Here is a 25412-nt window from a genome sequence, read left to right as displayed (position 1 = left end):
TTCAATCATACGGTCAACACGGATTGAGGAGTTTCAACATGGGCAAACGTCACCCCAACCTACCCGCCTGGCAATGGCGAGCGTACCCGAACAATCACCAGCACCCGACCAACCTGGTGCTGCACCTGATTGCCGTACCACTGTTCATTGTCGCGTTTCTGCTGATTGTGTCCGGGGTGTTCAGCCTGAGCCTGTTGAACATCGCCATCGGCGTGATCGGCCTGCTCGCTGCGCTGGGTCTGCAACGTCACGGTCACAGCCTGGAGGCGCAAGCCTCCGAACCGTTCAGTGATCGCAAAGATGCAGTGTCACGCTTGCTGGTCGAGCAATTCCTGACCTTCCCACGGTTTTTCCTCAGCGGCGGCTGGTGGCGCGCCTGGCGTGAGCGCCATCGTCGGCACTGATCAGGCGAAAATCGTTACCGTCTGCCGGCTCATGGCGATCAACCGGCCGTCCGCGCTCCACAACTTCGCGGCCGCATGACCGTAGCCGTCTGCGGCATGCTCGGTTTCGACCAGGTATTTGCACCAGTCCAGCGTGCTCAGTTCCAGCAACGGCTGAACGAATTCGATGGTCCAGGTCAGCGTGCTGCCCATCGCGGTTTTTTTCAGGTGCGGCAGCAAGGACGGCGGCCAGGCATCCACCAGCGCGAGGATATGCGACTCGGTGACGGCCTCTTCCTTCACATCCCCACGTAACCGCACCCAACCGCCCATTTGACGGGAAGAGTTGCCGGTAAACGGCATGCCGCCGACGGCCCAGCGCATTGCCAGATGGCGCATGAACTCCGGAATCACGCCGGGGATGAAGGGCAATTCCTGACACTCGTCCCAGTGCTTCATTTCCGGAGCAGGTTCAGCCGTGATCGCCACTTCGGAAGGCCGCGAGGCACCGAAGCTGCCCTGAATCAACGTCACCACTTGCCCCTTCTGCATCGCCCGGCCCAGCACCTGGCTGACGGCTTTGCCTTCGCGCAAGACATCGACTTCAAAGCTGACCGGCACTTCAGGCTCGACGGGGCCGACAAAGGTGATCGCCAGCGAACGCACCGGCCGGTCTGCCGGGACTTTTGCGCGCATGGCTTCGTATTGCAATGCCGCCACCAGACCACCAAAACTGGCCCGCCCCTGCGCCCATCCGGCTGGAATAGACAGCTCCAGCGGTTGCTGGCGGACGGCGTCGAGCAGATCGCAAAAGCGCATGAAGACCTCGGAAACGGGAAAAGGAGAGGAAGATCTTAACCAGCCAGCGATGGGGATACAGCACCTGTTCCGGCCAAAAGTACTGACAGAAGAGCCGCATACTAGATTCCATACTCAACACAAAACCCTGTAGGAGTGAGCCTGCTCGCGAAAGCGGCATGACAGCCAACATCACTGTTGAATGTCACGGCCTCATCGCGAGCAGGCTCACGCCTACATTTGATTTGCGCGGTTTTCAGGATTTGAAGCAGCGGGCGCTGAGTTTGTCGAGGACACGGTCGGCGCGGGCTTCAGCGTTAGCCATGGTGGTTTTCCAGACCGCGACACAAGGCTGCAAGTCCGCCTCTTCTTGCGCCCTGGCCAGCCATTGCCAACTGTCGTGCCAATCACCCAAAGCCCCCTGTGCCGATTTCAATCGGGCCAAGGCAGCCTTCGGCAAGCGGTCCAGCTCGGGATAGGCCTCGATGCCGTAGCGCACACGCTTGATCAACAGACGCAAGCGATGACGGTCGTGGGCCGGGTCGTGCAGGGCAACGTCGAGTTTCTTCCATTGTTTGCCCAAGCGTTTTTCAATGCGCTTGCGCAGGCCCTTGAGCAAGCCCTGGCGCTGGGACGCGCGCAAAAAACGTGGAAAGGCATCGAAGATCATTAGCAACTGCGCCAGCTCGGGACTGGCCGCCACCGCTGGGTACGCCTCGGCCATCAGCACCATGCGCCGGTGGGCGGCTTCGGGTTGACCGTGCTCGAGCAGGTACGCCGCCAGCACTTCGCGATCACGCAACGGCGTAGTCAGCTCGCCGACCCGGGACGCCGCCGCTTCCACCTGCTCGACACCGGGCAGGCCGCGCAAGGGGCGCAAGAGGCTGCGCAAACGGCGAACCGTGGTGCGCAGGTCGTGTAACGCTTCAGGGTCAGTGCGGGCAGTCAAACGCGCCTGACAGGCCAACAAGCGGACTTCAAGGCCCAGGACATGGGCCACCAACCGATCAACCAAATCAGACATCGCTTACTCCCTGAATCGAGTGTCCCTTTTTACCCGCGTCATGCCTCAACGGCCTGCACGCGACTCCCGAATATAGAAGCGCGCTTTCTCGGCTTTGCTGGTGCAGCCTTCGTAGGCTTCGAATTGTTGCTGGGTCTTGGCGCCTGTCAGTAACGACAGGGCCTTGGAATAGCTGACAGTCCCAGCGAAACCTTCGGCCTTGGCCAAGTCTAGCTCATGCCACGCGGCGTCAATCTGGCTGCCGCAGCTTTCGCGGTAAGCCGTTTTGCCGGCACAACCGGCGAGCGCCAGCGCAATCAAAGGTACGCAAATCCAGGCTTTCATCAATACCACCTCAAGATAGGTCAACAGTCGTGCAGGTAAGACGGCCCGGCGCGGGAAAAGTGCCTTGGCCGCTCGAAGCAAACTCACTATAGCGTGGGCAAGAATAGCCAAGTGCCGCCATGGAGTGTCGAAAAAACGACGCCATCGGCCTGTCGAGCGACCATGGCGATTGAAGCCCGCCCCTTGATGGGTGCATTGTTGAACCTTGTCAGACGAGGGCGATTCATGAAAAAGCGTATCGCACTGGTACTGGGCTCAGGCGGAGCCCGAGGTTATGCCCATATCGGTGTCATTGAAGAGCTCGAACGGCGCGGTTACGACATCGCCTGCATTGCCGGTTGTTCCATGGGAGCGGTGGTTGGCGGAATTTATGCGGCGGGCAAACTTGACGAGTATCGCAGCTGGATCGAAAGCCTGGATTACCTCGATGTGTTGCGCCTGGTGGACGTCAGCTTTCGGCTTGGCGCGATTCGCGGTGAGAAGGTCTTCGGGCAGATCCGCAAGATCGTCGGCGAGATCAATATCGAGGACTTGCGCATTCCCTACACAGCCGTGGCCACGGACCTGACCAACCAGCAGGAAATCTGGTTCCAGGAAGGTTGTCTGCATCAGGCCATGCGCGCCTCGGCGGCGATCCCCAGCCTCTTCACTCCGGTGATGCAGGGCAACCGGATGCTGGTGGATGGCGGCATTCTCAACCCTTTGCCAATCGTGCCAGTGGTGTCGAGTCATTGCGACCTGATCATCGCAGTCAACCTCAACTCCACCAACCAGCGCCACTATCAATTGCCGGTGATCCAGCGACCGGCAGCGTTCAAGAGTCGTTTCGACAGCCTGATCAATTCACTGGGTTCGAAGTTGCCGTTCCGGCGCAAACAGGCCGAACAATTGCTGCTGCTGGAGAAGGAAGCGTTGATGGCAGAAGCGGCTGACATCAACCCCTGGATCGAATCCGCCGAACCCGAAGCCCAGCAACCTGCCGCCGCTCCCGAGCGCGAAGGCGCGCCGAAGTCGGCCACCGGTTCGTTCATCATCGATAACGTTGGGCCGGCGTCTTTGCTGGACCTGATCAACCAGAGTTTCGAGGTGATGCAGACGTCGCTGGCGCAGTACAAGATTGCCGGGTATCCGCCGGACATCCTGATCAACGTGCCGAAAAGGGTTTGCCGGTTTTTCGAGTTTTACAAGGCGCCGGAGTTGATCGCGTTGGGACGCGAGATTGCTCGGGATACGCTGGATCGGTATGAGAATGAGCGTGAGCCCTGAGATCGTTCCCACGCGCTGCGTGGGAATACCGCCATGGACGCCCTGTGTCCGCTGTTGAGATCGTGACGCGGAGCGTCACGGGATGCGTTACCACGCAGGAACGTTCAAGTATCAAGCAACCGATACCCGACCCCCGCCTCCGTCACGATAAACCGCGGCTGAGTCGGATCATCCACCAGCTTCTGGCGCAAATGCCCCACCACAATCCGCAGGTAATGACTGTCCTCGGTATGGGTCGGCCCCCAGATATCCTTGAGCAGTTGCTGCTGGGTAATCACCCGTCCCGGATGCCGCGCCAGTTGCGCCAGCACCGCGTATTCCTTGCGTGTGAGCGCCACTTCGACGCCCTCGAGCAGCACCCGCCGATAAGCCAGGTCCACGGTCAACGGCCCAAACGTCAACGCCGCCTGCTGGGCTTCACCGACTGGCGCCTGGCGCAACAAAGCACGCACCCGCGCCAGAAATTCCTGAATGCCAAAGGGCTTGGTCACGTAGTCATTGGCGCCGCCATCGAGTGCTTCGACTTTTTGCCCTTCGCTCGCACGCACCGACAGCACCAGCACGGGCACCGTCGACCATTCACGAAACTCGCGCAGCACTTGCTGGCCGTCCATGTCGGGTAAACCGAGGTCGAGCACCAGCAAATCCGGTTTGTTCAGCGCCGCTTGCGCCAAGCCTTCGGTGCCGGTGCCGGCCTCGAGCACTTTGTAGCCTTGGGAGACCAGACTGATGCGCAGGAATTTGCGGATCTGCGGTTCGTCGTCGATGACCAAAATGGTCGCGGTCTGGCTCATGGTTTCTGATCGCGGCATGGGGATGTCCAAAGGGTATCAGGCTTCACTTCAGCGCTCACTTTCAAAGGCGGGTTGTTCCTGCAAGGGCAAGTGAAGCGTGATGCACGTTCCGCGGCCCTCAATGCCGTCAGCGACGCTGATCCGTCCGCCATGCGCACCGACCATGCCCTGACAGATCGCCAGCCCCAGCCCGGTGCCCTGCCCGCCCCGATCACCGCGCGCGGCGGTGTAGAACATGTCGAAAATCTTCGCCCGTTCCTCCTCCGGAATACCCGGCCCCTCATCACTCACCGAGAAAAACAGCTCGCCATCCTCGACACCGGCGCGCAATTGCAGACGCCCATGTGCCGGTGAGAATCGCGCGGCGTTTTCCAGCACGTTGACCAGCGCCTGCTCGATCAGTGCCGCGTGGACATACAGCAGCGGCAACTCCGGCGGCACGTCGGTGCTGACTTGCAACGGCGCCAGCACGGCGCGCAGTCGATTGAGTGAACTGCCGACGATGTCGGCCGGCGACACCCAATCACGCGCCAGCTTCAGCGCGCCGTGACCGAGGCGGGTCATGTCCAGCAGGTTCTGGATGTAGCGATCCAGCCGCTCGGCTTCGTCACGCGTGCCTTCGAGCAACTCCTTGCGATCCTCCAGCGGAATGGCTTCACCGAGGGCCAACAGGCTGTCGATGCTGCCGCGCATGGACGTCAGCGGCGTGCGCAGGTCGTGGGACACCGACGCCAACAGTGCGCTGCGCAGTTGCTCGGTTTCGCCGTGCAGTCGCGCCGCTTCGAGGTCTTCGGCCAGTTGCGCGCGAGCCAACGCCTGGGCCAGCGGTTGGCTCAATGCGGTCAACAAACGCCGACGCTGACCGCTTAAGGTCTGGCCTTCTTTGGCGCACACGCCCATCAATGCCAACGGCCCGTCTTCCACCGATAACGGCCACCACCACCAACGCCCCATTGGCAATGTTCCGGTGCCTGCACCAGCGGGTTGATCGTGTTGCCAGGCCCAATCGGCGGCCGCGCGTTCAGCTTCGGAGAATTCTATCGGACCGCCAGTTTCGACTTTCCAGCCACCCTGCCCGTCTTGATTGAGCAGGCACAGCTGCAAGTCACTCCAGCCGTTGAGGTGCTGGGCAGCGGCGCTGATCACGGCTTGGCGATCAGTGGCGGCCGTCAGTTTGCGCGACAGGTCGAGCAGTTCGGTGGTCTCTTCCTGGGTGTCACGCAGTGCCTGCAATTGCCGACGTTGCCGCGCCGCGAGGTTGCCGGTGAGCGCCGCCATCAGCAGGAAGAACAGCAAGGTCAGCACGTCTTCTTCGCGCTGGATGGCGAAAGAAAAATTCGGCGGAATGAACAAAAAGTCGTAGGTCAGAAATGAAAGCGCCGCACAGGCCAGCGCCGGGCCGAGGCTGCTGCGCACCGCCACCAGCAGAACAGCGGCGAGAAACACCAGCGAGATGTTGGGCAGCGGTAAAATACTCGCCACGCCCCACGCCAACGCACTGGCCAAAACGGTCGCCACCAGTGCCAGCACGTAGTCGAACCACACCAGCGATTGTGCCGAACGCTGGCGCGGTTGTTGCGGTAAATCATCGCTGTCGAGGACGTTGATTTCCAGCCCGCGCGCATCGCGCAGCAGGCGTGACGCCAAGCCCCCACCGAACAAGCGCCGACGCAACCGCTGCCGGGACTGGCCGACCAGCACCAGACTGGCGCGGCGTTCGGCGGCGTGCTGGATCAGGGTCTTCGCGACTTCACCGGCACGCAGCAACACCACTTCGCCACCGAGGCGTTCGGCCAATTGCTGGGCACTTTGAAGGCGCAGGCGCGATTGCTCGTCACGCACGCTGCCATTGTCGACATGCACCAGGCTCCATGGCAAATGCCGGCGCTGGGCAACGCGACTGGCGTGACGCACCAGGCGCTCGGCCTGCGCATCGCCATCGACCCCTACCAACAAACGACCACGTACCGCTGGCGCTGCTTGACCGAGTTGGCGATACCCCTGGGCCAGGTCATTGTCGACCTGCGCGGCAGCGGTTTGCATCGCCATTTCGCGCAGGGCGGTCAGGTTGGTCTGGGTGAAAAACGCGTCGATGGCCGCCCGCGCCTGCTCCGGCACGTAGACCTTGCCGTCGCGCAGACGCTCAAGCAATTCCCTTGGTGGCAGGTCGATCAGCAGCAGTTCGTAGGCTTCTTGCAGCACCCAGTCCGGCAGGGTTTCACGCACCTGCACACCGGTGATGCCGCGCACTTGATCGTTGAGACTTTCCAGGTGCTGGACGTTGACCGTGGTGTAGACATCAATGCCGGCGGCGAGCAATTCCTGGATGTCTTGCCAGCGTTTGGTATGGCGGCTGCCGGGGGCGTTGCTGTGGGCCAGTTCATCGACCAGCACCAGTTTCGGCTTGGCCGCGAGCAGACCGTCCAGGTCCATTTCTTCGAGCATCACGCCCCGGTATTCCGAGCGCACCAACGGCTGTTGCGGCAAGCCGCCGAGCAGCGCTTCAGTTTCGGCGCGGCCATGGGTTTCGACCACGCCGGCAATGACTTTGACGCCCTGGCGCAGCTGGGTATGAGCGGCTTGCAGCATGGCGTAGGTTTTGCCGACACCGGGCGCGGCGCCGAGGAAAACCTTGAGCCGGCCACGGCCATCGCGGGGCAAGTCTGCTAACAACGCGTCGGCGCGGCCGGAATCACTCATGCTTGAAGCTCTCTCTAATTGATCGTTCCCACGCTCTGCGTGGAAATGCAGCCCGGGACGCTCCGCGTCCCTGCTTAAAGCGGACGCTAAGCGTCCATTGATGCGTTCCCACGCAGCGTGTGGGAACGATCATCTCTTACAGCTTTTCCAGCGCGATGTTAAGCGCCAGCACATTCACCACCGGCGGTCCCACCAATGGTTGTTCAATGTGCGCGTCCAGCAGTTGTTGCAGCGTAGACACCGGCAGATTACGCGCAGCGGCAACACGCGCCAGTTGATAGGCAATCGCGGCCGGTGGCAAGTGTGGATCGAGGCCACTGCCGGAGGTGGTCAGCATGGCCAATGGCACAGGCCCCTGACCCGGCACCAGCAGTTTGTTGGCATCGTCGATCACTCGTGTGGCCAACGCCGGGTTGCTCGGTGACAGGTTACTCGCGCTGCTCGACACGGTGGCAAACGCACCGGCGGAGGGGCGTGGATGGAACCAGGCGTCACCGACAAAATCCTGGGCAATCAGCGACGAGCCACGGACCTTGCCGTCGGCGTCGTGCACCAGGCTGCCATTGGCTTGATCCGGGAACGCAACCTGGGCAACACCGGTGACCACCAACGGGTAAGCGACGCCGGTGATCAGGGTCATCAGGACCAACAGGCTCAAGGCCGGACGTATCATTGTGGACATTTCAAAATCCTCGAATTCGGATAACACATACAGGGTTCGATCAGGTGCACCGAGGTGCTTTCATCGCGAGCAGACTCACGCCTACAAAAGCACCGCATTCCCCGGTGGGCGCGAGCTTGTTCCGGGGCGGCGTTCCGACGATGGCGTCAAACCAGATGCAACGCCGTCAACAGCATGTCGATTGCCTTGATGCCCACGAACGGCACCACAATCCCGCCCAATCCGTAGATCAGCAGATTGCGTCGCAGCAACGCCGCCGCACTCGCCGCTTGCACCCGCACGCCACGCAAGGCCAGTGGAATCAGCACGACGATGATCAAGGCGTTGAACACGATGGCCGAGAGAATCGCGCTCTGCGGACTGGTCAGGTGCATGACGTTCAGCACGCCCAGTTGCGGATAAATCGAGGCGAACAACGCCGGCAAAATCGCGAAGTATTTGGCCACGTCGTTGGCGATGGAAAAGGTCGTCAACGCGCCGCGGGTCACCAGCAATTCCTTGCCGATCTGCACCACGTCCAGCAGTTTGGTCGGGTCGCTGTCGAGGTCGACCATGTTGGCCGCTTCGCGCGCCGCTTGGGTGCCGTCATTCATCGCCATACCGACGTCCGCCTGGGCCAATGCCGGGGCGTCGTTGGCGCCGTCGCCGCACATGGCAACCAGGCGACCGTCGTTTTGCTCGTGACGGATGCGCGCCAGTTTTTTCTCTGGGGTGGCTTCGGCCAGCACGTCGTCGACGCCCGCTTCGGCAGCAATCGCAGCGGCGGTCAGCGGGTTGTCGCCGGTCACCATGACCGTGCGAATCCCCAATTTGCGCAGCTCGGCGAAACGCTCGCGGATGCCAGGCTTGACCACGTCCTTGAGGTGAATCACACCGAGCAGTTTGCCGTCGGCGCAGACCAGCAACGGGGTGCCGCCGCTTTGGGCAATCTTGTCGATTTCCCGGGACAGCGGCGCGGCCAGGTCAGCGCGTTTCAGGCCGACGAAAGCCAGCAACGAATCCACCGCGCCTTTGCGATACACGCGGCCCTGATAGTCGACACCGGACAGACGGGTTTCAGCGCTGAACGGTACCGCTGTCAGCAACTCGGCGGCGGGTTCTGGTTGTGGCTGAGTGCCGCGCAGGTACTCGACGATGGATTTGCCTTCAGCCGTGTCATCGGCCAGCGAGGCGAACAACGCGCCCTCGGCCAGTTCCTTGGCGGTGACGCCCGGGGCCGGATGCACCGCGGTGCAGCGACGATTACCGAAGGTGATAGTGCCGGTCTTGTCCAGCAACAGGACGTGTACGTCCCCCGCTGCTTCCACGGCACGGCCGGACTTGGCGATCACGTTCAAGCGCACCAGACGGTCCATCCCGGCGATACCAATGGCGGACAGCAAACCGCCAATGGTGGTCGGAATCAGCGTGACCAACAACGCCACCAGGAACACCAGCGGCAAGCTGCCATTGGCAAAGTGGGCGAACGGCTGCAGGGTCACGACCACCAGCAGGAAGATCAGCGTCAGGCCGATCAACAGGATGTCGAGCGCCACTTCGTTCGGGGTTTTCTGGCGTTTGGCGCCTTCGACCAGGGCGATCATGCGGTCCAGTGTCGATTCGCCAGGGTTGGCGGTGATCTTCACCAGCAACCAGTCGGACACCAGTCGGGTGTTGCCGGTGACGGCCGAGCGATCTCCCCCGGACTCACGAATCACCGGCGCGGATTCACCGGTAATCGCCGCTTCGTTGACCGCCGCGATGCCTTCAATCACCTCGCCGTCACCGGGGATCATTTCCCCGGCTTCGACGCGTACCACATCGCCTTTTCGCAGGCTGGTGGCCGGTACCACTTGAAAGGTGCCGTTACTGGTTTTACGGCGGGCGCTCAAGCCTTCGCTGCCGGCCTTGAGGCTGTCGGCGCGGGCCTTGCCGCGACCTTCAGCCAGGGCTTCAGCGAAGTTGGCGAATAGCACGGTGAACCACAGCCACAAAGCGATTTGCGCGGCGACAAACGTCGGCACGGCGCTGTCGGGAATGAAGCACAGCACGGTGGTCAGAATGGCAGTCAGTTCGACCACCAGCATCACCGGCGCACGCTGCAATTGCCGTGGATCGAGCTTGACGAAGGCTTGCACCAGCGCCGGGCGCCAGAGGGCCGAGATCGCGGTTTTCGGTTGTTCCGGCGCCTTGGCGACGGCGGTTTTGCTTACAGGCATATTCATGATGGATTCCTTAGAAGCCCATGCTCAGATGTTCAGCAATCGGACCCAGCGCCAGCGTCGGCAAGAAGGTCAAACCACCCACCAGCAAAATGGTCACGGTCAGCAGGGTCACAAAAAGCGGGCCATGGGTCGGGAAGCTGTTCTGGCCGATCGGTGCGGTTTTCTTCATCGCCAGGCTGCCGGCCAATGCCAGTACCGGGAGGATGTAACCGAAGCGACCGATCAACATGCCAAGACCGAGCATCAGGTTGTGGAACGCGGTGTTGGCCCCGAAGCCGCCGAACGCCGAACCGTTGTTGGCACTGGCCGAGGTGTAGGCGTAGAGCAACTGACTGAAACCGTGGGCGCCAGGGTTACTCACCGCCGCGACCGGGCCAGGCAGGCTGGCGGCAATCGCGCCGAGCACCAATACGCCGACCGGCATCACCAGCAAGGTCACCACCAGCAGTTGCACTTCTCGGGCTTGCAGTTTCTTGCCGAGGTATTCCGGGGTGCGGCCGATCATCAGGCCGGCGAGGAACACCGCGATCAACACGTTGAGCAACATGCCGTAGAGCCCGGCACCGACGCCGCCGAAGATCACTTCGCCGACCATCATGTTGACCAGCGCGACCATGCCGCTCAGCGGGTTAAGGCTGTCGTGCATGCCGTTGACCGAGCCGTTGGACGCCGCCGTGGTGGTCACCGACCACAACACCGTGGCCGTGGTGCCGAAGCGCGCCTCCTTGCCTTCCAGCGGCGCGGTCTGTTCGACGGCGACGTTGTTCAGGGTTGGATTCGGTTGGTATTCAGCCCACAGCGAAGTCGCGCCGCCGATCAGGAACAGCGCCAGCATGCAGGCGATGATCGCGCGGCTCTGACGCAGGTCTTTGACGTAATGGCCGAAGGTGAACACCAGGGCGACCGGAATCAGAATGATCGAGCCGACTTCGAACAGGTTGCTCCACGCCGTCGGGTTCTCGAACGGGTGCGCCGAGTTGACGCCGAAGAAGCCCCCCCCGTTGGTGCCCAGTTGCTTGATCGCAATCTGGCTGGCGGCCGGGCCGAGCGGGATCACTTGATCGACGCCTTGCATCGTCACCGCATTCACGTACTGGGCGAAGGTTTGTGGCACGCCCTGCCAGACCAGATACAGCGCCAGCAGCAGGCACAGCGGCAGCAAGCCGTAGAGGGTAGCGCGGGTCATGTCGACCCAGAAGTTGCCGAGGGTCTTGGTCGACTTGCGACCGATACCGCGACACAGCGCGACCAATACCGCCAGGCCGGTGGCGGCGCTGACGAAGTTTTGCACGGTCAGACCGGCCATCTGGCTCAGGTAGCTAAGCGACGCTTCGCCGCTGTACGCCTGCCAGTTGGTGTTGGTCATGAAGCTGACGGCGGTGTTGAACGCCAGCGTCCATTCCTGGCCCGGCAGGTTTTGCGGGTTCAGCGGCAGGTGATCCTGGAACAACAGGATCGAGAACAACAGCAAAAAGCCCGCAAGGTTAAAGGCGAGCAAGGCCAGGGCGTACTTCTGCCAGCTCTGTTCGGCCTGCGGATCAACGCCGGCCACGCGATAGCAGCCTCGCTCCACCGGCCCGAGAATCGGCGTCAGCCACGTGCGCTGACCTTCCATTACCTTGTAGTAGAAGCGCCCGAGAAACGGCGCCGGGACCAATACCACCGCGAAAAACGCGAGGATCAGCCAATAGTCATAACTGTGCATAGCCGCTCCTAGTTCCGGTCCGCGCGCAACAGCGCAACCAACAGATAAATGAACAGCCCCACTGCCAGTAGCAGTGACACTCCGTCCAGAACGCTCATGGAAGTTCTCCGTGTTACGGCGTATTGCCGCGTGTGGAGTCATTGTCGGCAGGGAGGCTGTAAAGGAACGAGATCGAGGGTGCGGGCGGGGCATAAAGAAAGCGTAAAGAGTGGGTTTATGCCTGCTTTACAGCGGTGTTTGGGCGGGCCTCATTGCGGGCAAGCCCGGCTCCCACAGGTTCAGCGGTGGCGTCGGATTCGGAGATTGACCCAAATCCCTGTGGGAGCCGAGCTTGCTCGCGATGGCGGCACAACTGACGCCCTTGCCCTCAACTGGCGCACAAAAATGCGCTCATCCAGCGGCGAACATCCCTGATACGACACCTTTTTACGCTTTACGACTGCTATCACAACACTGGCACGCCCACTGCAAACACCCTCCCCCGAGCAATCCAAACCGTTCAGGGAGCAACCGCATGAACACACAACTCAAACCCACGCTGGGCACGTTGCACTTATGGGGCATTGCCGTCGGGCTGGTGATTTCCGGTGAATATTTTGGCTGGAGCTACGGCTGGGGCGTCGCGGGTACATTGGGCTTTCTGGTGACCTCGTTCATGGTCGCGACGATGTACACCTGCTTCATCTTCAGCTTCACCGAACTGACCACGGCGATCCCCCATGCCGGCGGTCCCTTTGCCTACAGTCGCCGCGCCTTTGGCGAAAAAGGCGGATTGATCGCAGGATTGGCGACGCTGATCGAATTCGTCTTCGCGCCCCCCGCGATTGCCCTGGCGATCGGTGCTTACCTGAACGTGCAGTTTCCGGCACTCGACCCCAAACACGCGGCGGTCGGTGCCTACATCGTGTTCATGGGCCTGAACATCCTCGGGGTGAAACTTGCGGCCACGTTCGAACTGGTCGTCTGCGTACTGGCCGTGGCTGAACTGCTGGTGTTCATGGGCGTGGTTGCGCCGGCCTTCAGCTTCAGCAACTTTGCGCTGAATGGCTGGGCCGGCAGCGATGTGTTCGGTGCCCCGGCGATTGCCGGGATGTTCGCGGCGATTCCGTTCGCCATCTGGTTTTTCCTCGCCATCGAAGGCGCCGCCATGGCCGCCGAAGAAGCCAAGGACCCGAAACGCACGATTCCCAAGGCGTACATCAGCGGCATCCTGACCCTGGTGTTGCTGGCCATGGGCGTGATGTTCTTCGCCGGCGGCGTCGGCGACTGGCGCACCCTGTCAAACATCAACGATCCGCTGCCACAGGCGATGAAAACCGTGGTCGGCGAGAGCTCCGGCTGGTTGCACATGCTGGTGTGGATCGGTCTGTTCGGGCTGGTGGCGAGTTTTCACGGGATCATCCTCGGCTACTCGCGGCAGTTCTTCGCCCTGGCCCGGGCCGGCTACCTGCCAACCTCCCTGGCGAAACTGTCGCGTTTCCAGACGCCGCACCGGGCAATCATCGCTGGCGGCGTGATCGGCATCGCGGCAATTTACAGCGACGGTTTGATCAACCTCGGCGGCATGACACTGACCGCGGCGATGATCACCATGGCGGTGTTCGGTGCGATCGTGATGTACATCATGAGCATGCTCAGCCTGTTCAAACTGCGCAAAACCGAACCGAACCTTGAGCGTACGTTCCGTGCACCGTGCTATCCGCTGGTGCCGATGATCGCGCTGGTACTGGCGGTGGTCTGCCTGGTGGCGATGGCCTGGTTCAACGCCTTGATCGGGCTGATCTTCCTCGGCTTCATGGCGGCAGGTTTCGTGTACTTCCTGCTCACGGCGCAATTGCGTGCAGACGCACCGGCAGACGCGATGCTGACCGGGCTGTAAACGCTTCAGGTGCGATTGGCTTATCAGGCATAGAATGGAACCACTGCGAAAATCCATCGCTCAAAGTGGTATGCACGATCGATTGGCGACCTCCGCCAATCGCCCTGCCTCAAGGAGAGCCCTATGCCCTGGTATGCCTGGTTGATTCTGGTCGTTGCAATCGGCTCGATCGTTGGTGGCTTGATGATGTTGCGAGACACCGCCACCAAGGTCGACCTGACCGAAGAGCAACGAAAACGCGTCGCTGAACGCAATGCGGAAATGGATGCCAAGGAAGCACAGGACCGCTAACGAACCCCCCCCTGTCATTCTCAGTGAATGACAGGGGGTTTGCTTTTATTGTTCCCAGTCGGCTTTGGCGATGTGCAAGCCGTGCATACCTTTGTACGCCGCACGCTCCGGTTGGCTCCAGCCTTCCAGCAACGACTCCTGCAACCGATAAATCTCCACGCCCAGCGGTCGACATACGGTCAGCGGATCCTGCGCATCCGGCCCCCACATGGCCAGCGACAGGTCACCACCTGGACAGGTCGAGAGCGCGCACAGCAAATCGATCTCGGCAAAGAACTCCAGGTAATCGCCCTTCTGCGCCGGACAGGCTTTCATGAAGTAAAGGTCGTCGTGATTCAGACCGGTGCACTGGAAAATGTTCAGCACGTCATGCACGTCGAACTCGGTCAGGCCATAGGGCAAAACGGCGCGAGTCAGGTTGGAATGGCAGTGATGATGGAAGTCCTCACCAGTGAGCATCTTGTTCACATAAGGATCGCAGCGCGTGCCGAGTAAATCATGCAAGCGACCGCCGTGTTCGTCGATGCCATAACCCGCCAGGCTGTCGTCGGTAATCGTCACCAGCGGCCGCAAAAAAGGCAGGTTCGACCAGAGCCGGTCGTGGGTGCTGACGTGGGCGCCCTGCAATTGACGGGTGCGCGCCGCCCATAAGCGCTCCCGTGGGTCATGGGCGTTCCAGACGTTGAAATCCCCCACTTGCGGCCCGACCGGTGTGGTGACACGAAACACATGGCCTGCCGGCACGTTCCAGGCGCGGCCGGTGCGGATCGGTACTTCGAACTGCTCGATCAGCGTCCGCCCGTCCTTCGCATCCCGAATCCGTTCGTAGAAGGCTGTATCCACCTGCAACGCCGAGCCTTTGCTGACTTGATAGGCCGCCGGATAGTCTTTGTACATGGCACGAATCCTCGATCAGTGATGGGAAGAAGGGGTACATATCTGCAACAGGAGGTGTTCCGAATCATCCAGGTAAAGGCTCATGGCATCCGCAGCTGCGCGGGTATCGCCCTCGGCCAGCAAGGCATGGATCTGCCGGTCACGCGCCAGCCATGGCGCCTGAAAACGTGATTCATCGGGCGCGGTGGAGAACACCAGACGCAATTGCGCGACGACGTTGGTGAAGAACTCATCAAACAACGGACTGCGCAGCAACCCGACAATGTGTTGATGAAAGGCCAGGCTGTGAGTACCGACGGCACGCCAGTCCTCACGCTCCCTGGCCAGCTCGGTGGCTTCCAGGGCCTGGAGCATCCGCGCCGACTGATCGTCGCGCAGCGGCGGGCTGGCATTGATGGCTTGCAACTCGAGGGTGCGCCGGACCTTGAACAGGTCACGCACGTCCACTACGCCCAGCCTGCGCACGCTCACCCCTTTGTTGCGGACATACACGGTCAACCCTTCCTGACCCAAGCGGTGCAAGGCCTCGCGGATCGTATTGCGAGAAGCGTTATAGGCAGACACCAGATCGTTTTCCACCAACGCCATGCCGGGCACCAATCGGCCGCCAATGATGTCGGCACGCAATTCCAGTGTGATGTGGTCGGCCAGGGACTGTCCGTTGCTCATGCGCTTCGCCTTATGATTGTTCAACAATCTCTGGCTAATGAGTAATCACTATCCGTGCCAGATCACGTCGTGTTCAGGACGGAGTTGGACGCATCTGCATGCTTTATAGAAGTAGAAGTACAGTCGCCATCTTATTTTCATTGGTTAAGATGGCGCATTGTTGCGGAGATTTCAGATGCGTTACTCGCAGGACCATAAAGCCCAGACCCATCAGCGCATCATCAAGGAAGCGTCAGCGCGATTCCGCCGCGACGGTATTGGTGCGACCGGCCTGCAACCGCTGATGAAAGCCCTGGGGTTGACCCACGGCGGTTTTTACTCGCACTTCACGTCCAAGGACGAACTGGTTGAAAAGGCGTTGCAAGCAGCGGGTGATCAGTGCGACGCCGTCTGCGCCGAGCTGTTCGCCCAGGATCGCCCGCTGGAAGCGTTCATCGACACCTATTTGTCGGAATGGCACCAGACCTCGCCGCATGAAGGATGCCCGTTACCGACTATGTCCTCGGAACTCGGCTTGCGCGGGCAGCCAAGTCCGACCTCGGACGTGGTGCTGAACGCACGACTCCAACAAATAGAAAACAGCCTTGAAGGCGAAGATGCCGCTGACCAGAGCGTCTTTATCATGTCCGCCCTGGTCGGCGCATTGTTGTTATCGCGCAGTGTCGAGAGTCCGGAGCTGGCTCAGCGGATTCTTGACGTGACCCGCGCGTTTCTTAAACAACCGCAGGATTAACCCTGCCAGCGCTTGAACAACACGCTGGCATTGACCCCGCCAAACCCGAAGCCGTTGGACAACGCGTACTCGATAGCCATTGGCCGCGCCTGACCGTGGACGATGTCCACACCTTGCGCCGCCGGGTCCGGATTATCGAAGTTCAAAGTGGCCGGCACGATCTGATCGCGAATCGCCAACAGCGTGAAGATCGCCTCAACCCCACCAGCAGCGCCGAGCAAATGCCCTATCGCCGACTTGGTCGATGTCACCGCCACCTTGTTGTCTGAACCGAACAATGACTTGATCGCCGCTAACTCGCCGAGGTCGCCCACCGGCGTCGACGTGGCATGCGCATTGAGATGTTGCACCTGTGCGGCTGAAACACCGGCCTGTGCCAATGCCAGCGACATCGCCCGACGTGCACCATTGCCATCTTCCGGGCCCGCCGTCAGATGGTAAGCATCGGCGCTGGTGCCGTAGCCGACCAACTCGGCTAACGGTTGAGCCCCGCGCGCCATGGCGTGCTCCAGGGATTCAATCACCAGAAGGCCCGCGCCCTCGCCCATCACAAAGCCGTCGCGAGCACTGTCGAACGGCCGGGAAGCACGTTCCGGGGTTTCGTTGAAACCGCTGGACAAGGCTCGCGCCGCCGCGAACCCGGCAAGACTGACCCGATCGATCGCCGCCTCCGCGCCGCCGCACACGGCAATATCCGCTTCGCCACAACGAATCAGCCGCGCCGCATCACCAATCGCCTGAACCCCCGCCGCACACGCCGTCACCGGAGCACCCAACGGGCCTTTGAAACCGTGCTGGATCGACACATGACCCGCAGCGAGGTTGACCAGGAACGACGGAATGGTGAAGGGCGACAGTCGCCGTGGGCCACGGCTGTCGGTGGTGCGCACCGCATCGGCAATGGCGCCGAATCCGCCGATTCCTGAGCCGATGATGGTTGCGGTACGTTCCTGGGCTTGCGCGTCCAGCGCCTGCCAACCCGCCTGCTCCAACGCCTGTCGCGCGGCTTCCATGGCAAACAGAATGAAGCGGTCCATCTTCTTCTGTTCTTTGGGTGGCGTCGCCCGATCCGGGTCAAAACCCGCCTCGGCATCCTCCTCGGCAGTCGGCACCACACCGCCCACCTTTGCCGGCAAATCGGCGACCACCTCGTCCGGCAAAATCCGCAACCCGGAACGCCCGGCCAGCAGTCGCTCCCAGACAACTTCTACACCGCTACCCAATGGAGTCACCAGGCCCATGCCGGTGACAACTACTCGACGATCACTCATGCCGTAATTACCTCAATACGATTGAAGGTGTTTCATTTGTAACGTGCGGCGGCGGTACTTTTGGAAAGATTCGGCGCCATGACCAAGCGGGCCTTCACAAAGTCGTCCCACTCGGAGGCGTTTGGCAACGATGGAATGGTGATCAGTTCACCTTGGTCCAGGCCGGATAACGCAGCATCAACCATCTCACCTGCGTCCATGACCATTTCCGCGGGTATCTGGCTAGCATCGATACCGGAGCGTTCCCAGATTTCGGTGCGTGTGACGCCCGGCAAAACGGCCTGGACCTTGACCCCGGTGCCATCCAGTTCGGCATTCAAGGATTGGGTCAGGCTTAACACATAAGCTTTACTGGCGCTGTAGGTTGCATTGAAGCGCTCAGGGAACAGCGCAACCACCGATGCGATATTGATGATCGAACCCCGGCCGGCCTTGGCAAAACTGGCGGCTGCCGCTGATGCCAGGCGTGTGACCGTAGTGACGTTCAGTTGAATCAGCTTTTCCAGCTGTTCCATGTCGGCATTTGCCAGCAGACCATCCGACGCGACGCCAGCGTTGTTCAGCAACAGGCTGATACTCGAATCACTGCGAAGACGTTGTTCGATCTGCAGCACATCATCCTTTTGTGTCAGGTCTGCCTTCAGCACTTCTACCTGAACACCATACTCGGTGCGCAACTGGCTCGCTGCCGCCTCAAGCCGCTGCTCGTCGCGAGCGACCAGCAGCAAATCAAAACCACGCGCCGCCAACCGCTCAGCGTATATCGCACCGATACCGGAAGATGCGCCGGTAACAAGGGCCGTACCTTGGGACTGGGAGGAAGTCATGACTGTGCTCCAGGAAAATACTTGAGGAAAATGAGCGTCTGAACATCAGCACGCTTCAGCGGCACGCGAATGAATTATAGGCATAATATCAGCGACATATGATAGCCATAATTTTTTATCAGCCGATGAAAGGCGTCTCCCCTCCCCTATTCCCAGAATGAAAAAAGGCCGGTCAATGACCGGCCTCTGGGCTTGAGTTACAAGCTTAGTTCACCTGAAGCTTTTCGCGGTTCTTGTCCACAATCGCTTTCCCTATCCCTTTCACTTCCAGCAGTTCGTCTACAGACGAAAATGGCCCATTACTCTCACGATAAGCAACAATCGCCTTGGCTTTGGCCTCACCGATACCGGACAGCTCACGCTGCAATGTCGGTGCATCGGCTGCATTGAGATCGACTTTGCCAACCTGCATCTTAGGGGAAACTTCCAGCACCGAAGGTGCGTTGGCAGGCTCGGGTTTCACAGCTGGCGCGGCAATAGCGGCAATAGAGGCGCTGGTGAGCAGTGCAAAAACCAAAGAGTAGAAATAGCCAGTACGCATAGATGAAGCTCCATAACATCGTTTGAGAAAGCAGCTTTTCCGAAGCTGCTCTCCAAACTTAGGCGATGGTGGGAGCTTGTCAAAAATGTGTCTGTTGCAGAATGTGAAACAATCAGGGCTCAAGGCGTCGTTGTTGGTAGATCCAGTCGACGATTTCGCCATCGGGGCTGTAACCGCTGACGGTTTCGCGCAGAAGTTGGCGGACGCGCGAGTAGTCGTCCAGCTCGACAGCGGCCAGCAACTCAGTCAAACGCCCCTTCAGGATATCCCACCCGAGGTGATCTTCATTCGCGCTCATGATCATCGGGTGCTGGGTAGCCGATACGTTGTCGCCGATCAGCAACTCCTCATAGAGCTTTTCTCCTGGACGCAACCCAGTGAACTCGATGGAAATGTCACCGTGCGGATTCTTGTCTGAACGAATGCTCAATCCGGACAAGTGAATCATCTTCTCCGCCAGTTCGACAATTTTTACCGGCTCGCCCATGTCCAGAACAAACACATCGCCGCCCTGCCCCATGGAACCCGCCTGGATGACTAATTGCGCCGCTTCGGGAATGGTCATGAAATAGCGGGTGATCTTCGGGTGGGTGACCGTTAGTGGGCCGCCCGATTTGATCTGGTTGTGGAAAAGCGGGATTACGGAACCTGAAGAGCCCAACACATTGCCAAAACGAACCATCGTAAAACGGGTTTTGTTAACGCGAGAGACGTTCGCCTTGTCGCCGAACAATACGGGGGCAATCTCGCGGCTGAGCGCTTGAAGTGTCAATTCGGCGAGACGCTTGGTGCTGCCCATCACATTGGTAGGACGGACCGCCTTGTCGGTAGAGATCAGTACAAAGTTGGCTACTCCCGTCTGTAACGCCGCCTGAGCTGTGTTAAGCGTCCCGATTACGTTATTAAGCACGCCCTCGGCAATATTGTGCTCGACCATCGGCACATGCTTGTAAGCGGCTGCGTGATAGACCGTGTCGACACGCCACGTTTTCATCACATCCAGGAGTTTGTCCTTATGACGGATAGATCCGAGAATCGGCAACAGCTGAACAGCTGCCGACTCCCGACAGCTACGTTGCTCAAGTTCGGACAAAATGCTGTAAAGATTGAACTCACTGTGCTCGAACAAAATAAGCGTTGTAGGCTCAAGAGCAAATATCTGCCGACACAGCTCTGACCCGATTGAGCCGCCGGCGCCTGTTACCATCACCGTTTTGCCCCGGATACAACGTTCTAGCAACTCAGGTTGTGCGGGCACCGAGTCGCGCCCGAGCAAGTCGGCTATGTCAACTTCCCGGATATCTTCGACCTTCACACGGCCGCTGGCCAAATCAGTGAAATTAGGCACGCTACGTACGTGAAGCGGAAACCTTTCCAGCACATTTAGAATTTCCCGGCGACGGGCCCGGGTGGAGGATGGCAGCGCGAGAAGGATTTCCTGGGCACCGGTAACATCGATCATCTGCTGGATGTGCTTGGGCTTGTAGACGTGCAAGCCGGATATGGAACGATCGGCAATGCTGGAGTCGTCGTCAATGAACGCGACCGGACGCATGACACGCCCCATGCGCAATGCGGCAACCAGCTGATTACCCGCGACACCGGCGCCGTAGACGGCGACCTTGGTCAAACCGTCATCACGGTTGGTGAAAGGCACGTGTTGGACAGCCGTGAACCAGTCGCCCATGAAATACTGGCGCATACACAGGCGCAGTCCGCCAATGATGACAAGGCTCAACCACCAGTAGTTAAAAATGATGGAGCGCGGGACAACCGCTTCATGATTGCTATACCAGTAGACCACCAACGCCAGGATCAGTGAGGAAAGACTGACTGCTTTGATAATGGCAACGAGCGCATCATTGCCAAAATAACGCATTACGGCCCGGTACATGCCGAATCGTATGAACAAGGGAATCGCGACAACTGGAGCGCAGACGAACAACCAGATATGAATTTTGAAGGGATTGATCATCTCATCAACCCCCAAACGCACGACGAATGCCATCCACAACGCAATCCAAACGAGAATGACGTCCGTGAACACCTGGATCAACCGCTTCTGTCGGCGCGGAAGTCCCAACAAAAACATCCTCAGCTTATCCATATAGCCATGTCCCAATGTCCCCTACTCCCTTGCCTGAACTCAATGATGTTCATTGTACGTAGGTCGCCATCGCCGTAACAGAAAAAAACTGCTTTTGCGCACGCCGCTGACCGCATTTCTTCGGCCCAACGGACAACACTTGAGCGGTACCGGGTTTTCGCTGCCTGGAAGCTTCGACAGGCACCGCAAGGACAGGTTCCCGCGCCAAGAGTCAACGTCATGAACGTAGACACCTCTGCACGAGGTTGTCGATCCTGAAGGGTAGAGTGAATCGCTCACGGCGTTTACAACATGCGAGTTTGCAACGCTGCAAAAACATTGGAAGCGCTGCATGTTTTCTAGGAAACTATGCCGCTTAACCTTGTATGGATCGAACGAAACATGAGTGAGCCCAAAGACTATTTCGTGCACTCCCACGCCTTGTGCGAATCCACCAACATAGGCAAAGGCTCTCGAATCTGGGCTTTTACACATGTGTTGCCGCAGGCGAAAATTGGCCAGGAATGCAACGTATGTGATCACGTTTTCATCGAGAACGATGTCGTCATTGGCGATCGGGTAACGATCAAATGTGGCGTGCAAATCTGGGACGGAATTTCCATCGCGGATGACGTATTCATCGGCCCTAACGCGACCTTTACCAATGATAGATTTCCAAGAAGTAAAGTCTATCCTGACAGTTTCGATAGAACCGTGATCGGCAAGGGGGCATCTCTAGGCGCCAACTGCACCATCCTCCCGGGCATCACCATTGGTGAAAATGCGATGATCGGTGCTGGTGCCGTGGTCACTCGATCGGTACCTGCCAACGTTACCGTCGTAGGCAATCCTGCAAGAATTCTTAAGTCCCACGAGTAATGCAACGCTTGGCGGCGATGCGCAGAATAATCACGCATCGCCGCCAAGGGCTTATTTCAGTGGAGGAACAGACACTGCAAGCTGCCCCTTCGCCCGCTTCTGCAACAATACCGCCACAGCGATAAAACCCAGCGCCAGGATCAAGCCGATCTGGTAAACGGTCATGGACATCCATGGCCCGTGTCGGCCGAAATAAAATTGCCACTGGTAGCTTTGAAAACTCAGCCCGGCCGTCGCGGCCATTCCTACGAAGCCCTTGATCCACAAAGACGGCGCAAACACTACAGCCGAAATCACCAGGCACCACACCCGTGTTAGCCAGGCAAAATCTGAGACGGCGAAAATAACGACTGCAACCGGCAACACACCAATCCACTGCCGAGTTTCAGACCCATAGGCCAGCAACGGCAGGAAGGCAAAGCAGATAACGATCAATGCCTTGGGGATCGAGTGTCTGCAGCCAAACGCCCAAGCCAGGCACGCAAATATCGCAAGTAATATAACCGGACCAAAACTGATGAAGTGGGCAATGATCGGTTTAAAAGGAGCTGCAAGCGACTGATAAAACAGATAATCGAGTAGCGGCGGTCCATTGAAACCACCACTCCAATCAATACAAGTCTTTATCAAAACGGCGGACACTACAAAGGACAATCCTGCCGCAAGAAGGCCACTGAAGCTAATCGAGCGCCAAGTCACTGGATCCAGTAACAACCTGACACCCAGCCAAACAATCAACAACAGCGAAACCAGCATCGCGGTGACCGACAACAATATCATGTCGAGACTGGCGGTTTTGCCGATCACACTGGCAGCATGCGAAACCACAGCAGATAGTGGCACTTTGTAAATCATGAATAACATCACAGCAGACGCCGGCAAAGCCACCACTGCAAATAACCACAGTGACAGCTTGGAGCTGACAACACCACTTTCTGGCTTCAGTGACTGTTCATGGGGGAACGTGGCCAGTATTAAAGGGATCAGAAACAGCCCAGGCATCAGCCAAGTAAAATATGCACAAAAAGCGTAAACAGCCCAACGATAAGAGCGAACCCAGCACCATAGGCAGATGCAGACCATGGCTAATGCGATGTTGTCGCTGAGGATGGGATAGAACATCGGCATGCACAAAAACACCCAACTGCAAGTCAATATCGCTACGGATATTGTGGCAACCGATTTTTTTACGTTGAGCCTTAACATCGTGTCGTGAAGTAATGCTGCGCCTACCGACAGCATGACCACGTTAAGGAAAAGCTGAATCCAGATCAGCCCAGCCTTGGATGCGCCCAGAGCGGATGCCAATATCAGAGGCAAAAATCCCGACATACGAATAGACCGGTAAGGGTCATCCACGATCGGGTTTCCCTGGCCCAGGGTTTGGATATATTGAACGTAAAGTCCACCGTCCCACCCGGCACCATCGCCAACTGGCACAAAGCCAACCACCAGATGGACCAGCAGAAGCAAACCTGCAACGGCCAATCCATTTAATATAGAAACCCTGTTCAAGTTATAACTCCAGGCAATTTAAATTTTCCGAGTAAAGATATTTTTCGATAGCAGAAAGTTAACAGGCACCATCAACACAATTGCCACAAGCAACGCTATTCGATCGTCCACGCCAAGCCGGACCACCAAGACCCATAGCACGCCACTGGTCAACAAATACTGGACGACATATACAAGCGGAAACAACAATAACGATCGCAAACCACGATGACTTTTAAAAACCACCACCCTGTTTAGGCAATACGCCAACACCACACCTAAACAGTAAGAAATCGTATAACTAATCTGATAAGAGAAAAAAACCAGCAGCAGCAGATATAGCAAATACGTGACTAGCGTGTTAAAACCACCTGATAGCAGAAACCGCCCGAACACACCTGAGCCAGCTATTAACTTATGCACCACCGCCTTCCGTACGTAACTTTACGTGCGCCAAGAACTCTTCGTAACTGGTGACATAGTCTTCGTTGTCGTAATAGTCAGAAGCCAGCACTAACAGCACCGCATCCGAAGAATACTGATATTGACTGCCCCAGGTCATGGGAGGGATATGAATCCCCATATTGGCTTTATCCAATACAAATTCTTCCTTGTTTACCCCATCGTCGGCGGTAACATGGATGGTGCCTTTCGCGGCGATGAGAAACTGATGGCAACGAAAATGGGCATGATCACCGCGCACGCCATCCTCAGGTACACCGTAAACAAGAAAATAGCGCGAAACCATGAAGGGCACAGTGCGACCAAATTCACCCACCGACAAACTACCCCGCGGATCGCTGACCTCGGGTAATTTATGCAGCGTTACACCCGCTACCGTAGTTTGTTGTACATCCAAGTCACTCATGTGTTTCTCCAAATTTATCAACTCGCATGGGGATCGCAAGCGGCCTGTTTTTTGTATTTTCGTACGTACGCCATGCGTATGACCCGACAACCCCCAAGCCCATCAGGTTCAAGCTGCCCAGCAATGTGATCATCAGCATGGTTACCGCGTAACCAGGTACCGTGATATCACCTTCGAGCTTTGCCAGAACAACAACCAGGCCGAACAACAATGCCAATATTGACCCTGCAGCGCCCACGCGTATCAACAGGCGAATTGGCAAATCAGTAAATGCAAACACGCTGTCCATCATGTAGTTTATTTTCTTGCGCAACGTCCAGGCGGACACGCCATGCTCTCGTTTTTGGCGCGTGTACTTTACCGTAGTCCGTCGAAATCCCAGCCAGAAAATTTGCGCTATGAGCGAGCTGTGCCGCTCCTCAAGCGTCAGCAACGTATCGCGAAAAGGCTTGTTGCAGGCGAACATGTCTACGCCGCCGAGCGGTATTTCAGGCACCACGTAGCGACGGTACAGTCCCCAGAAAATCTTTGAGGCCATTCGGCTGAGTAACGGATCGTCTCGTCCTTCGCGAACGCCCACGACGACGTCCACGTCCTGTGCCATCAAAAGGGCATTCATCTCGAGTATCAATTCGGGTGGCTCTTGGAGATCCGCGGCCATCACAGCAAATCGTTGGCCCGAGCCAAACTGGAAGCCGGTGCGAATTGCCATGAACGAGCCAAAATTTCGCGACAAGAGGATCAGTTGGGAACGAAAAGTTCTCTTGGGCAGATCATGCCTTAAAAGCTCGTAACAGTTATCCGGACTGCCATCTACGACAAAAACAACCTCCAGGTCGTTTTTTAAACGCTCGTTAAGTTGGTCAACTGCCGAGAGTAACTGCGGAATCGAACCTTCATTGCGATAAACGGGAATGACCAAGGTCAGCAAAACACACGCCCCTGAAAATGACGAAAGCCCTAAAAAGGGACGAGATATAAGGCCTACACTAACACTATTTTTCGAGCCGTTGAGGTGCCGATGGACAGTGTAACCGCTTGGTAAATCAACCCCACTCACGCCTGCAGTGGTCAGGGTCGACTGCAATCAGTTAGCA

At 58.4% G+C, this 25412-nt stretch carries 25 protein-coding genes; 6 read left to right on the top strand and 19 right to left on the bottom strand.

Annotation, left to right across the window (positions count from 1 at the left end; translation table 11 throughout):
• Window positions 1-38: 38 nt before the first annotated feature.
• Window positions 39-404 carry an Mpo1-like protein gene (locus H8F22_RS22680; protein ID WP_027925694.1) on the top strand — a complete coding sequence of 122 codons (366 nt, stop codon included), beginning with the start codon at window positions 39-41 and terminating at the stop codon, window positions 402-404.
• Here the strand turns inward: H8F22_RS22680 and H8F22_RS22675 are convergent, their stop codons facing one another.
• From H8F22_RS22675 to H8F22_RS22665, 3 genes are all read right to left on the bottom strand, one after another.
• Window positions 405-1202: an acyl-CoA thioesterase gene (locus H8F22_RS22675; RefSeq protein WP_027925693.1), complete on the bottom strand. Its 798-nt coding sequence runs from the start codon at window positions 1200-1202 to the stop codon at window positions 405-407.
• Between the two features lie 235 nt (window positions 1203-1437).
• On the bottom strand, window positions 1438-2205 hold the full coding sequence (locus H8F22_RS22670; protein WP_194940709.1) for a CHAD domain-containing protein: 768 nt from the start codon (window positions 2203-2205) through the stop codon (window positions 1438-1440).
• A 45-nt stretch (window positions 2206-2250) separates the two neighbouring features.
• Entirely contained in the window at window positions 2251-2529 is a 279-nt protein-coding gene (locus H8F22_RS22665; protein ID WP_027925691.1) for a hypothetical protein, read from the bottom strand.
• A gap of 225 nt (window positions 2530-2754) precedes the next feature.
• Here H8F22_RS22665 and H8F22_RS22660 point away from each other — a divergent pair, with 225 nt between their 5' ends.
• Window positions 2755-3795 (top strand): patatin-like phospholipase family protein, encoded by a 1041-nt coding sequence (locus tag H8F22_RS22660; protein WP_027925690.1) that lies wholly within the window; start codon window positions 2755-2757, stop codon window positions 3793-3795.
• Between the two features lie 104 nt (window positions 3796-3899).
• Here the strand turns inward: H8F22_RS22660 and H8F22_RS22655 are convergent, their stop codons facing one another.
• The 6 genes from H8F22_RS22655 to kdpF all read right to left on the bottom strand — a co-directional run bounded on the left by H8F22_RS22655 (window position 3900) and on the right by kdpF (window position 11978).
• Entirely contained in the window at window positions 3900-4589 is a 690-nt protein-coding gene (locus tag H8F22_RS22655) for a response regulator (RefSeq protein WP_027925689.1), read from the bottom strand.
• Between the two features lie 48 nt (window positions 4590-4637).
• Window positions 4638-7289, bottom strand: a complete 2652-nt coding sequence (locus tag H8F22_RS22650) for a sensor histidine kinase (protein ID WP_059182393.1) — start codon at window positions 7287-7289, stop codon at window positions 4638-4640.
• 136 nt (window positions 7290-7425) lie between these two features.
• The gene (gene kdpC / locus H8F22_RS22645; RefSeq protein ID WP_027925687.1) at window positions 7426-7971 is read right to left on the bottom strand and encodes a potassium-transporting ATPase subunit KdpC; all 546 of its coding nucleotides are present in this window, start codon (window positions 7969-7971) and stop codon (window positions 7426-7428) included.
• A 146-nt stretch (window positions 7972-8117) separates the two neighbouring features.
• Entirely contained in the window at window positions 8118-10175 is a 2058-nt protein-coding gene (gene kdpB / locus H8F22_RS22640; protein ID WP_059182392.1) for a potassium-transporting ATPase subunit KdpB, read from the bottom strand.
• 10 nt (window positions 10176-10185) lie between these two features.
• On the bottom strand, window positions 10186-11880 hold the full coding sequence (kdpA, locus tag H8F22_RS22635) for a potassium-transporting ATPase subunit KdpA (RefSeq protein WP_194940708.1): 1695 nt from the start codon (window positions 11878-11880) through the stop codon (window positions 10186-10188).
• Between the two features lie 8 nt (window positions 11881-11888).
• Complete coding sequence (gene kdpF / locus H8F22_RS22630; protein WP_007899818.1) at window positions 11889-11978, bottom strand: K(+)-transporting ATPase subunit F; 90 nt, start codon at window positions 11976-11978, stop codon at window positions 11889-11891.
• A gap of 416 nt (window positions 11979-12394) precedes the next feature.
• On the opposite strand from kdpF, the gene eat reads away from it, so the two are divergent.
• Window positions 12395-13759, top strand: a complete 1365-nt coding sequence (eat, locus tag H8F22_RS22625) for an ethanolamine permease (protein WP_027925684.1) — start codon at window positions 12395-12397, stop codon at window positions 13757-13759.
• Between the two features lie 123 nt (window positions 13760-13882).
• On the top strand, window positions 13883-14050 hold the full coding sequence (locus H8F22_RS22620; protein ID WP_081744012.1) for a DUF2897 family protein: 168 nt from the start codon (window positions 13883-13885) through the stop codon (window positions 14048-14050).
• Window positions 14051-14095: 45 nt separating this feature from the next.
• On the opposite strand, the gene H8F22_RS22615 is transcribed toward H8F22_RS22620, so the two are convergent.
• Window positions 14096-14947, bottom strand: a complete 852-nt coding sequence (locus H8F22_RS22615; RefSeq protein WP_027925683.1) for an urea carboxylase-associated family protein — start codon at window positions 14945-14947, stop codon at window positions 14096-14098.
• A gap of 15 nt (window positions 14948-14962) precedes the next feature.
• On the bottom strand, window positions 14963-15616 hold the full coding sequence (locus tag H8F22_RS22610) for a GntR family transcriptional regulator (protein ID WP_027925682.1): 654 nt from the start codon (window positions 15614-15616) through the stop codon (window positions 14963-14965).
• 175 nt (window positions 15617-15791) lie between these two features.
• Here H8F22_RS22610 and H8F22_RS22605 point away from each other — a divergent pair, with 175 nt between their 5' ends.
• Complete coding sequence (locus tag H8F22_RS22605; RefSeq protein WP_027925681.1) at window positions 15792-16349, top strand: TetR/AcrR family transcriptional regulator; 558 nt, start codon at window positions 15792-15794, stop codon at window positions 16347-16349.
• On the opposite strand, the gene fabF is transcribed toward H8F22_RS22605, so the two are convergent.
• The 4 genes from fabF to H8F22_RS22585 all read right to left on the bottom strand — a co-directional run bounded on the left by fabF (window position 16346) and on the right by H8F22_RS22585 (window position 21095).
• The gene (fabF, locus tag H8F22_RS22600; RefSeq protein ID WP_027925680.1) at window positions 16346-17620 is read right to left on the bottom strand and encodes a beta-ketoacyl-ACP synthase II; all 1275 of its coding nucleotides are present in this window, start codon (window positions 17618-17620) and stop codon (window positions 16346-16348) included. The genes H8F22_RS22605 and fabF overlap by 4 nt on opposite strands.
• Before the next feature lie 32 nt (window positions 17621-17652).
• On the bottom strand, window positions 17653-18447 hold the full coding sequence (locus H8F22_RS22595) for an SDR family NAD(P)-dependent oxidoreductase (protein ID WP_027925679.1): 795 nt from the start codon (window positions 18445-18447) through the stop codon (window positions 17653-17655).
• A 205-nt stretch (window positions 18448-18652) separates the two neighbouring features.
• Window positions 18653-18988, bottom strand: coding sequence for a ComEA family DNA-binding protein (locus H8F22_RS22590; RefSeq protein ID WP_059182388.1), 336 nt, complete (start codon window positions 18986-18988; stop codon window positions 18653-18655).
• 112 nt (window positions 18989-19100) lie between these two features.
• Entirely contained in the window at window positions 19101-21095 is a 1995-nt protein-coding gene (locus H8F22_RS22585; RefSeq protein WP_059182387.1) for a polysaccharide biosynthesis protein, read from the bottom strand.
• A gap of 381 nt (window positions 21096-21476) precedes the next feature.
• On the opposite strand from H8F22_RS22585, the gene H8F22_RS22580 reads away from it, so the two are divergent.
• Window positions 21477-21953: an acyltransferase gene (locus tag H8F22_RS22580; protein ID WP_059182386.1), complete on the top strand. Its 477-nt coding sequence runs from the start codon at window positions 21477-21479 to the stop codon at window positions 21951-21953.
• A gap of 51 nt (window positions 21954-22004) precedes the next feature.
• On the opposite strand, the gene H8F22_RS22575 is transcribed toward H8F22_RS22580, so the two are convergent.
• From H8F22_RS22575 to H8F22_RS22560, 4 genes are read right to left on the bottom strand one after another with little or no spacing between them, the layout of a single operon-like run.
• Window positions 22005-23468, bottom strand: a complete 1464-nt coding sequence (locus tag H8F22_RS22575) for a hypothetical protein (RefSeq protein ID WP_194940707.1) — start codon at window positions 23466-23468, stop codon at window positions 22005-22007.
• Window positions 23469-23486: 18 nt separating this feature from the next.
• The gene (locus H8F22_RS22570) at window positions 23487-23843 is read right to left on the bottom strand and encodes a GtrA family protein (RefSeq protein ID WP_324188407.1); all 357 of its coding nucleotides are present in this window, start codon (window positions 23841-23843) and stop codon (window positions 23487-23489) included.
• A gap of 19 nt (window positions 23844-23862) precedes the next feature.
• On the bottom strand, window positions 23863-24315 hold the full coding sequence (locus tag H8F22_RS22565) for a sugar 3,4-ketoisomerase (protein ID WP_194940705.1): 453 nt from the start codon (window positions 24313-24315) through the stop codon (window positions 23863-23865).
• Window positions 24308-25246 carry a glycosyltransferase family 2 protein gene (locus tag H8F22_RS22560; protein WP_194940736.1) on the bottom strand — a complete coding sequence of 313 codons (939 nt, stop codon included), beginning with the start codon at window positions 25244-25246 and terminating at the stop codon, window positions 24308-24310. The genes H8F22_RS22565 and H8F22_RS22560 overlap by 8 nt, the downstream gene beginning before the upstream one ends.
• Window positions 25247-25412 lie beyond the last annotated feature (166 nt).

Origin of the sequence: Pseudomonas mucoides (assembly GCF_015461845.1) — a bacterium.
GTDB lineage: Bacteria > Pseudomonadota > Gammaproteobacteria > Pseudomonadales > Pseudomonadaceae > Aquipseudomonas > Aquipseudomonas mucoides.
Note: the sequence above shows the minus strand (reverse complement) of the source record. Positions and strands in the feature narration are given on the sequence as shown.

Bases quoted from the DNA above. Each gene is read 5' to 3' on its own strand.
- H8F22_RS22680 (WP_027925694.1), top strand. From the start codon at position 39: ATGGGCAAACGTCACCCCAACCTACCCGCCTGGCAATGGCGAGCGTAC.
- H8F22_RS22675 (WP_027925693.1), bottom strand. From the start codon at position 1,202: ATGCGCTTTTGCGATCTGCTCGACGCCGTCCGCCAGCAACCGCTGGAG.
- H8F22_RS22670 (WP_194940709.1), bottom strand. From the start codon at position 2,205: ATGTCTGATTTGGTTGATCGGTTGGTGGCCCATGTCCTGGGCCTTGAA.
- H8F22_RS22665 (WP_027925691.1), bottom strand. From the start codon at position 2,529: ATGAAAGCCTGGATTTGCGTACCTTTGATTGCGCTGGCGCTCGCCGGT.
- H8F22_RS22660 (WP_027925690.1), top strand. From the start codon at position 2,755: ATGAAAAAGCGTATCGCACTGGTACTGGGCTCAGGCGGAGCCCGAGGT.
- H8F22_RS22655 (WP_027925689.1), bottom strand. From the start codon at position 4,589: ATGAGCCAGACCGCGACCATTTTGGTCATCGACGACGAACCGCAGATC.
- H8F22_RS22650 (WP_059182393.1), bottom strand. From the start codon at position 7,289: ATGAGTGATTCCGGCCGCGCCGACGCGTTGTTAGCAGACTTGCCCCGC.
- kdpC (WP_027925687.1), bottom strand. From the start codon at position 7,971: ATGTCCACAATGATACGTCCGGCCTTGAGCCTGTTGGTCCTGATGACC.
- kdpB (WP_059182392.1), bottom strand. From the start codon at position 10,175: ATGAATATGCCTGTAAGCAAAACCGCCGTCGCCAAGGCGCCGGAACAA.
- kdpA (WP_194940708.1), bottom strand. From the start codon at position 11,880: ATGCACAGTTATGACTATTGGCTGATCCTCGCGTTTTTCGCGGTGGTA.
- kdpF (WP_007899818.1), bottom strand. From the start codon at position 11,978: ATGAGCGTTCTGGACGGAGTGTCACTGCTACTGGCAGTGGGGCTGTTC.
- eat (WP_027925684.1), top strand. From the start codon at position 12,395: ATGAACACACAACTCAAACCCACGCTGGGCACGTTGCACTTATGGGGC.
- H8F22_RS22620 (WP_081744012.1), top strand. From the start codon at position 13,883: ATGCCCTGGTATGCCTGGTTGATTCTGGTCGTTGCAATCGGCTCGATC.
- H8F22_RS22615 (WP_027925683.1), bottom strand. From the start codon at position 14,947: ATGTACAAAGACTATCCGGCGGCCTATCAAGTCAGCAAAGGCTCGGCG.
- H8F22_RS22610 (WP_027925682.1), bottom strand. From the start codon at position 15,616: ATGAGCAACGGACAGTCCCTGGCCGACCACATCACACTGGAATTGCGT.
- H8F22_RS22605 (WP_027925681.1), top strand. From the start codon at position 15,792: ATGCGTTACTCGCAGGACCATAAAGCCCAGACCCATCAGCGCATCATC.
- fabF (WP_027925680.1), bottom strand. From the start codon at position 17,620: ATGAGTGATCGTCGAGTAGTTGTCACCGGCATGGGCCTGGTGACTCCA.
- H8F22_RS22595 (WP_027925679.1), bottom strand. From the start codon at position 18,447: ATGACTTCCTCCCAGTCCCAAGGTACGGCCCTTGTTACCGGCGCATCT.
- H8F22_RS22590 (WP_059182388.1), bottom strand. From the start codon at position 18,988: ATGCGTACTGGCTATTTCTACTCTTTGGTTTTTGCACTGCTCACCAGC.
- H8F22_RS22585 (WP_059182387.1), bottom strand. From the start codon at position 21,095: ATGGATAAGCTGAGGATGTTTTTGTTGGGACTTCCGCGCCGACAGAAG.
- H8F22_RS22580 (WP_059182386.1), top strand. From the start codon at position 21,477: ATGAGTGAGCCCAAAGACTATTTCGTGCACTCCCACGCCTTGTGCGAA.
- H8F22_RS22565 (WP_194940705.1), bottom strand. From the start codon at position 24,315: ATGAGTGACTTGGATGTACAACAAACTACGGTAGCGGGTGTAACGCTG.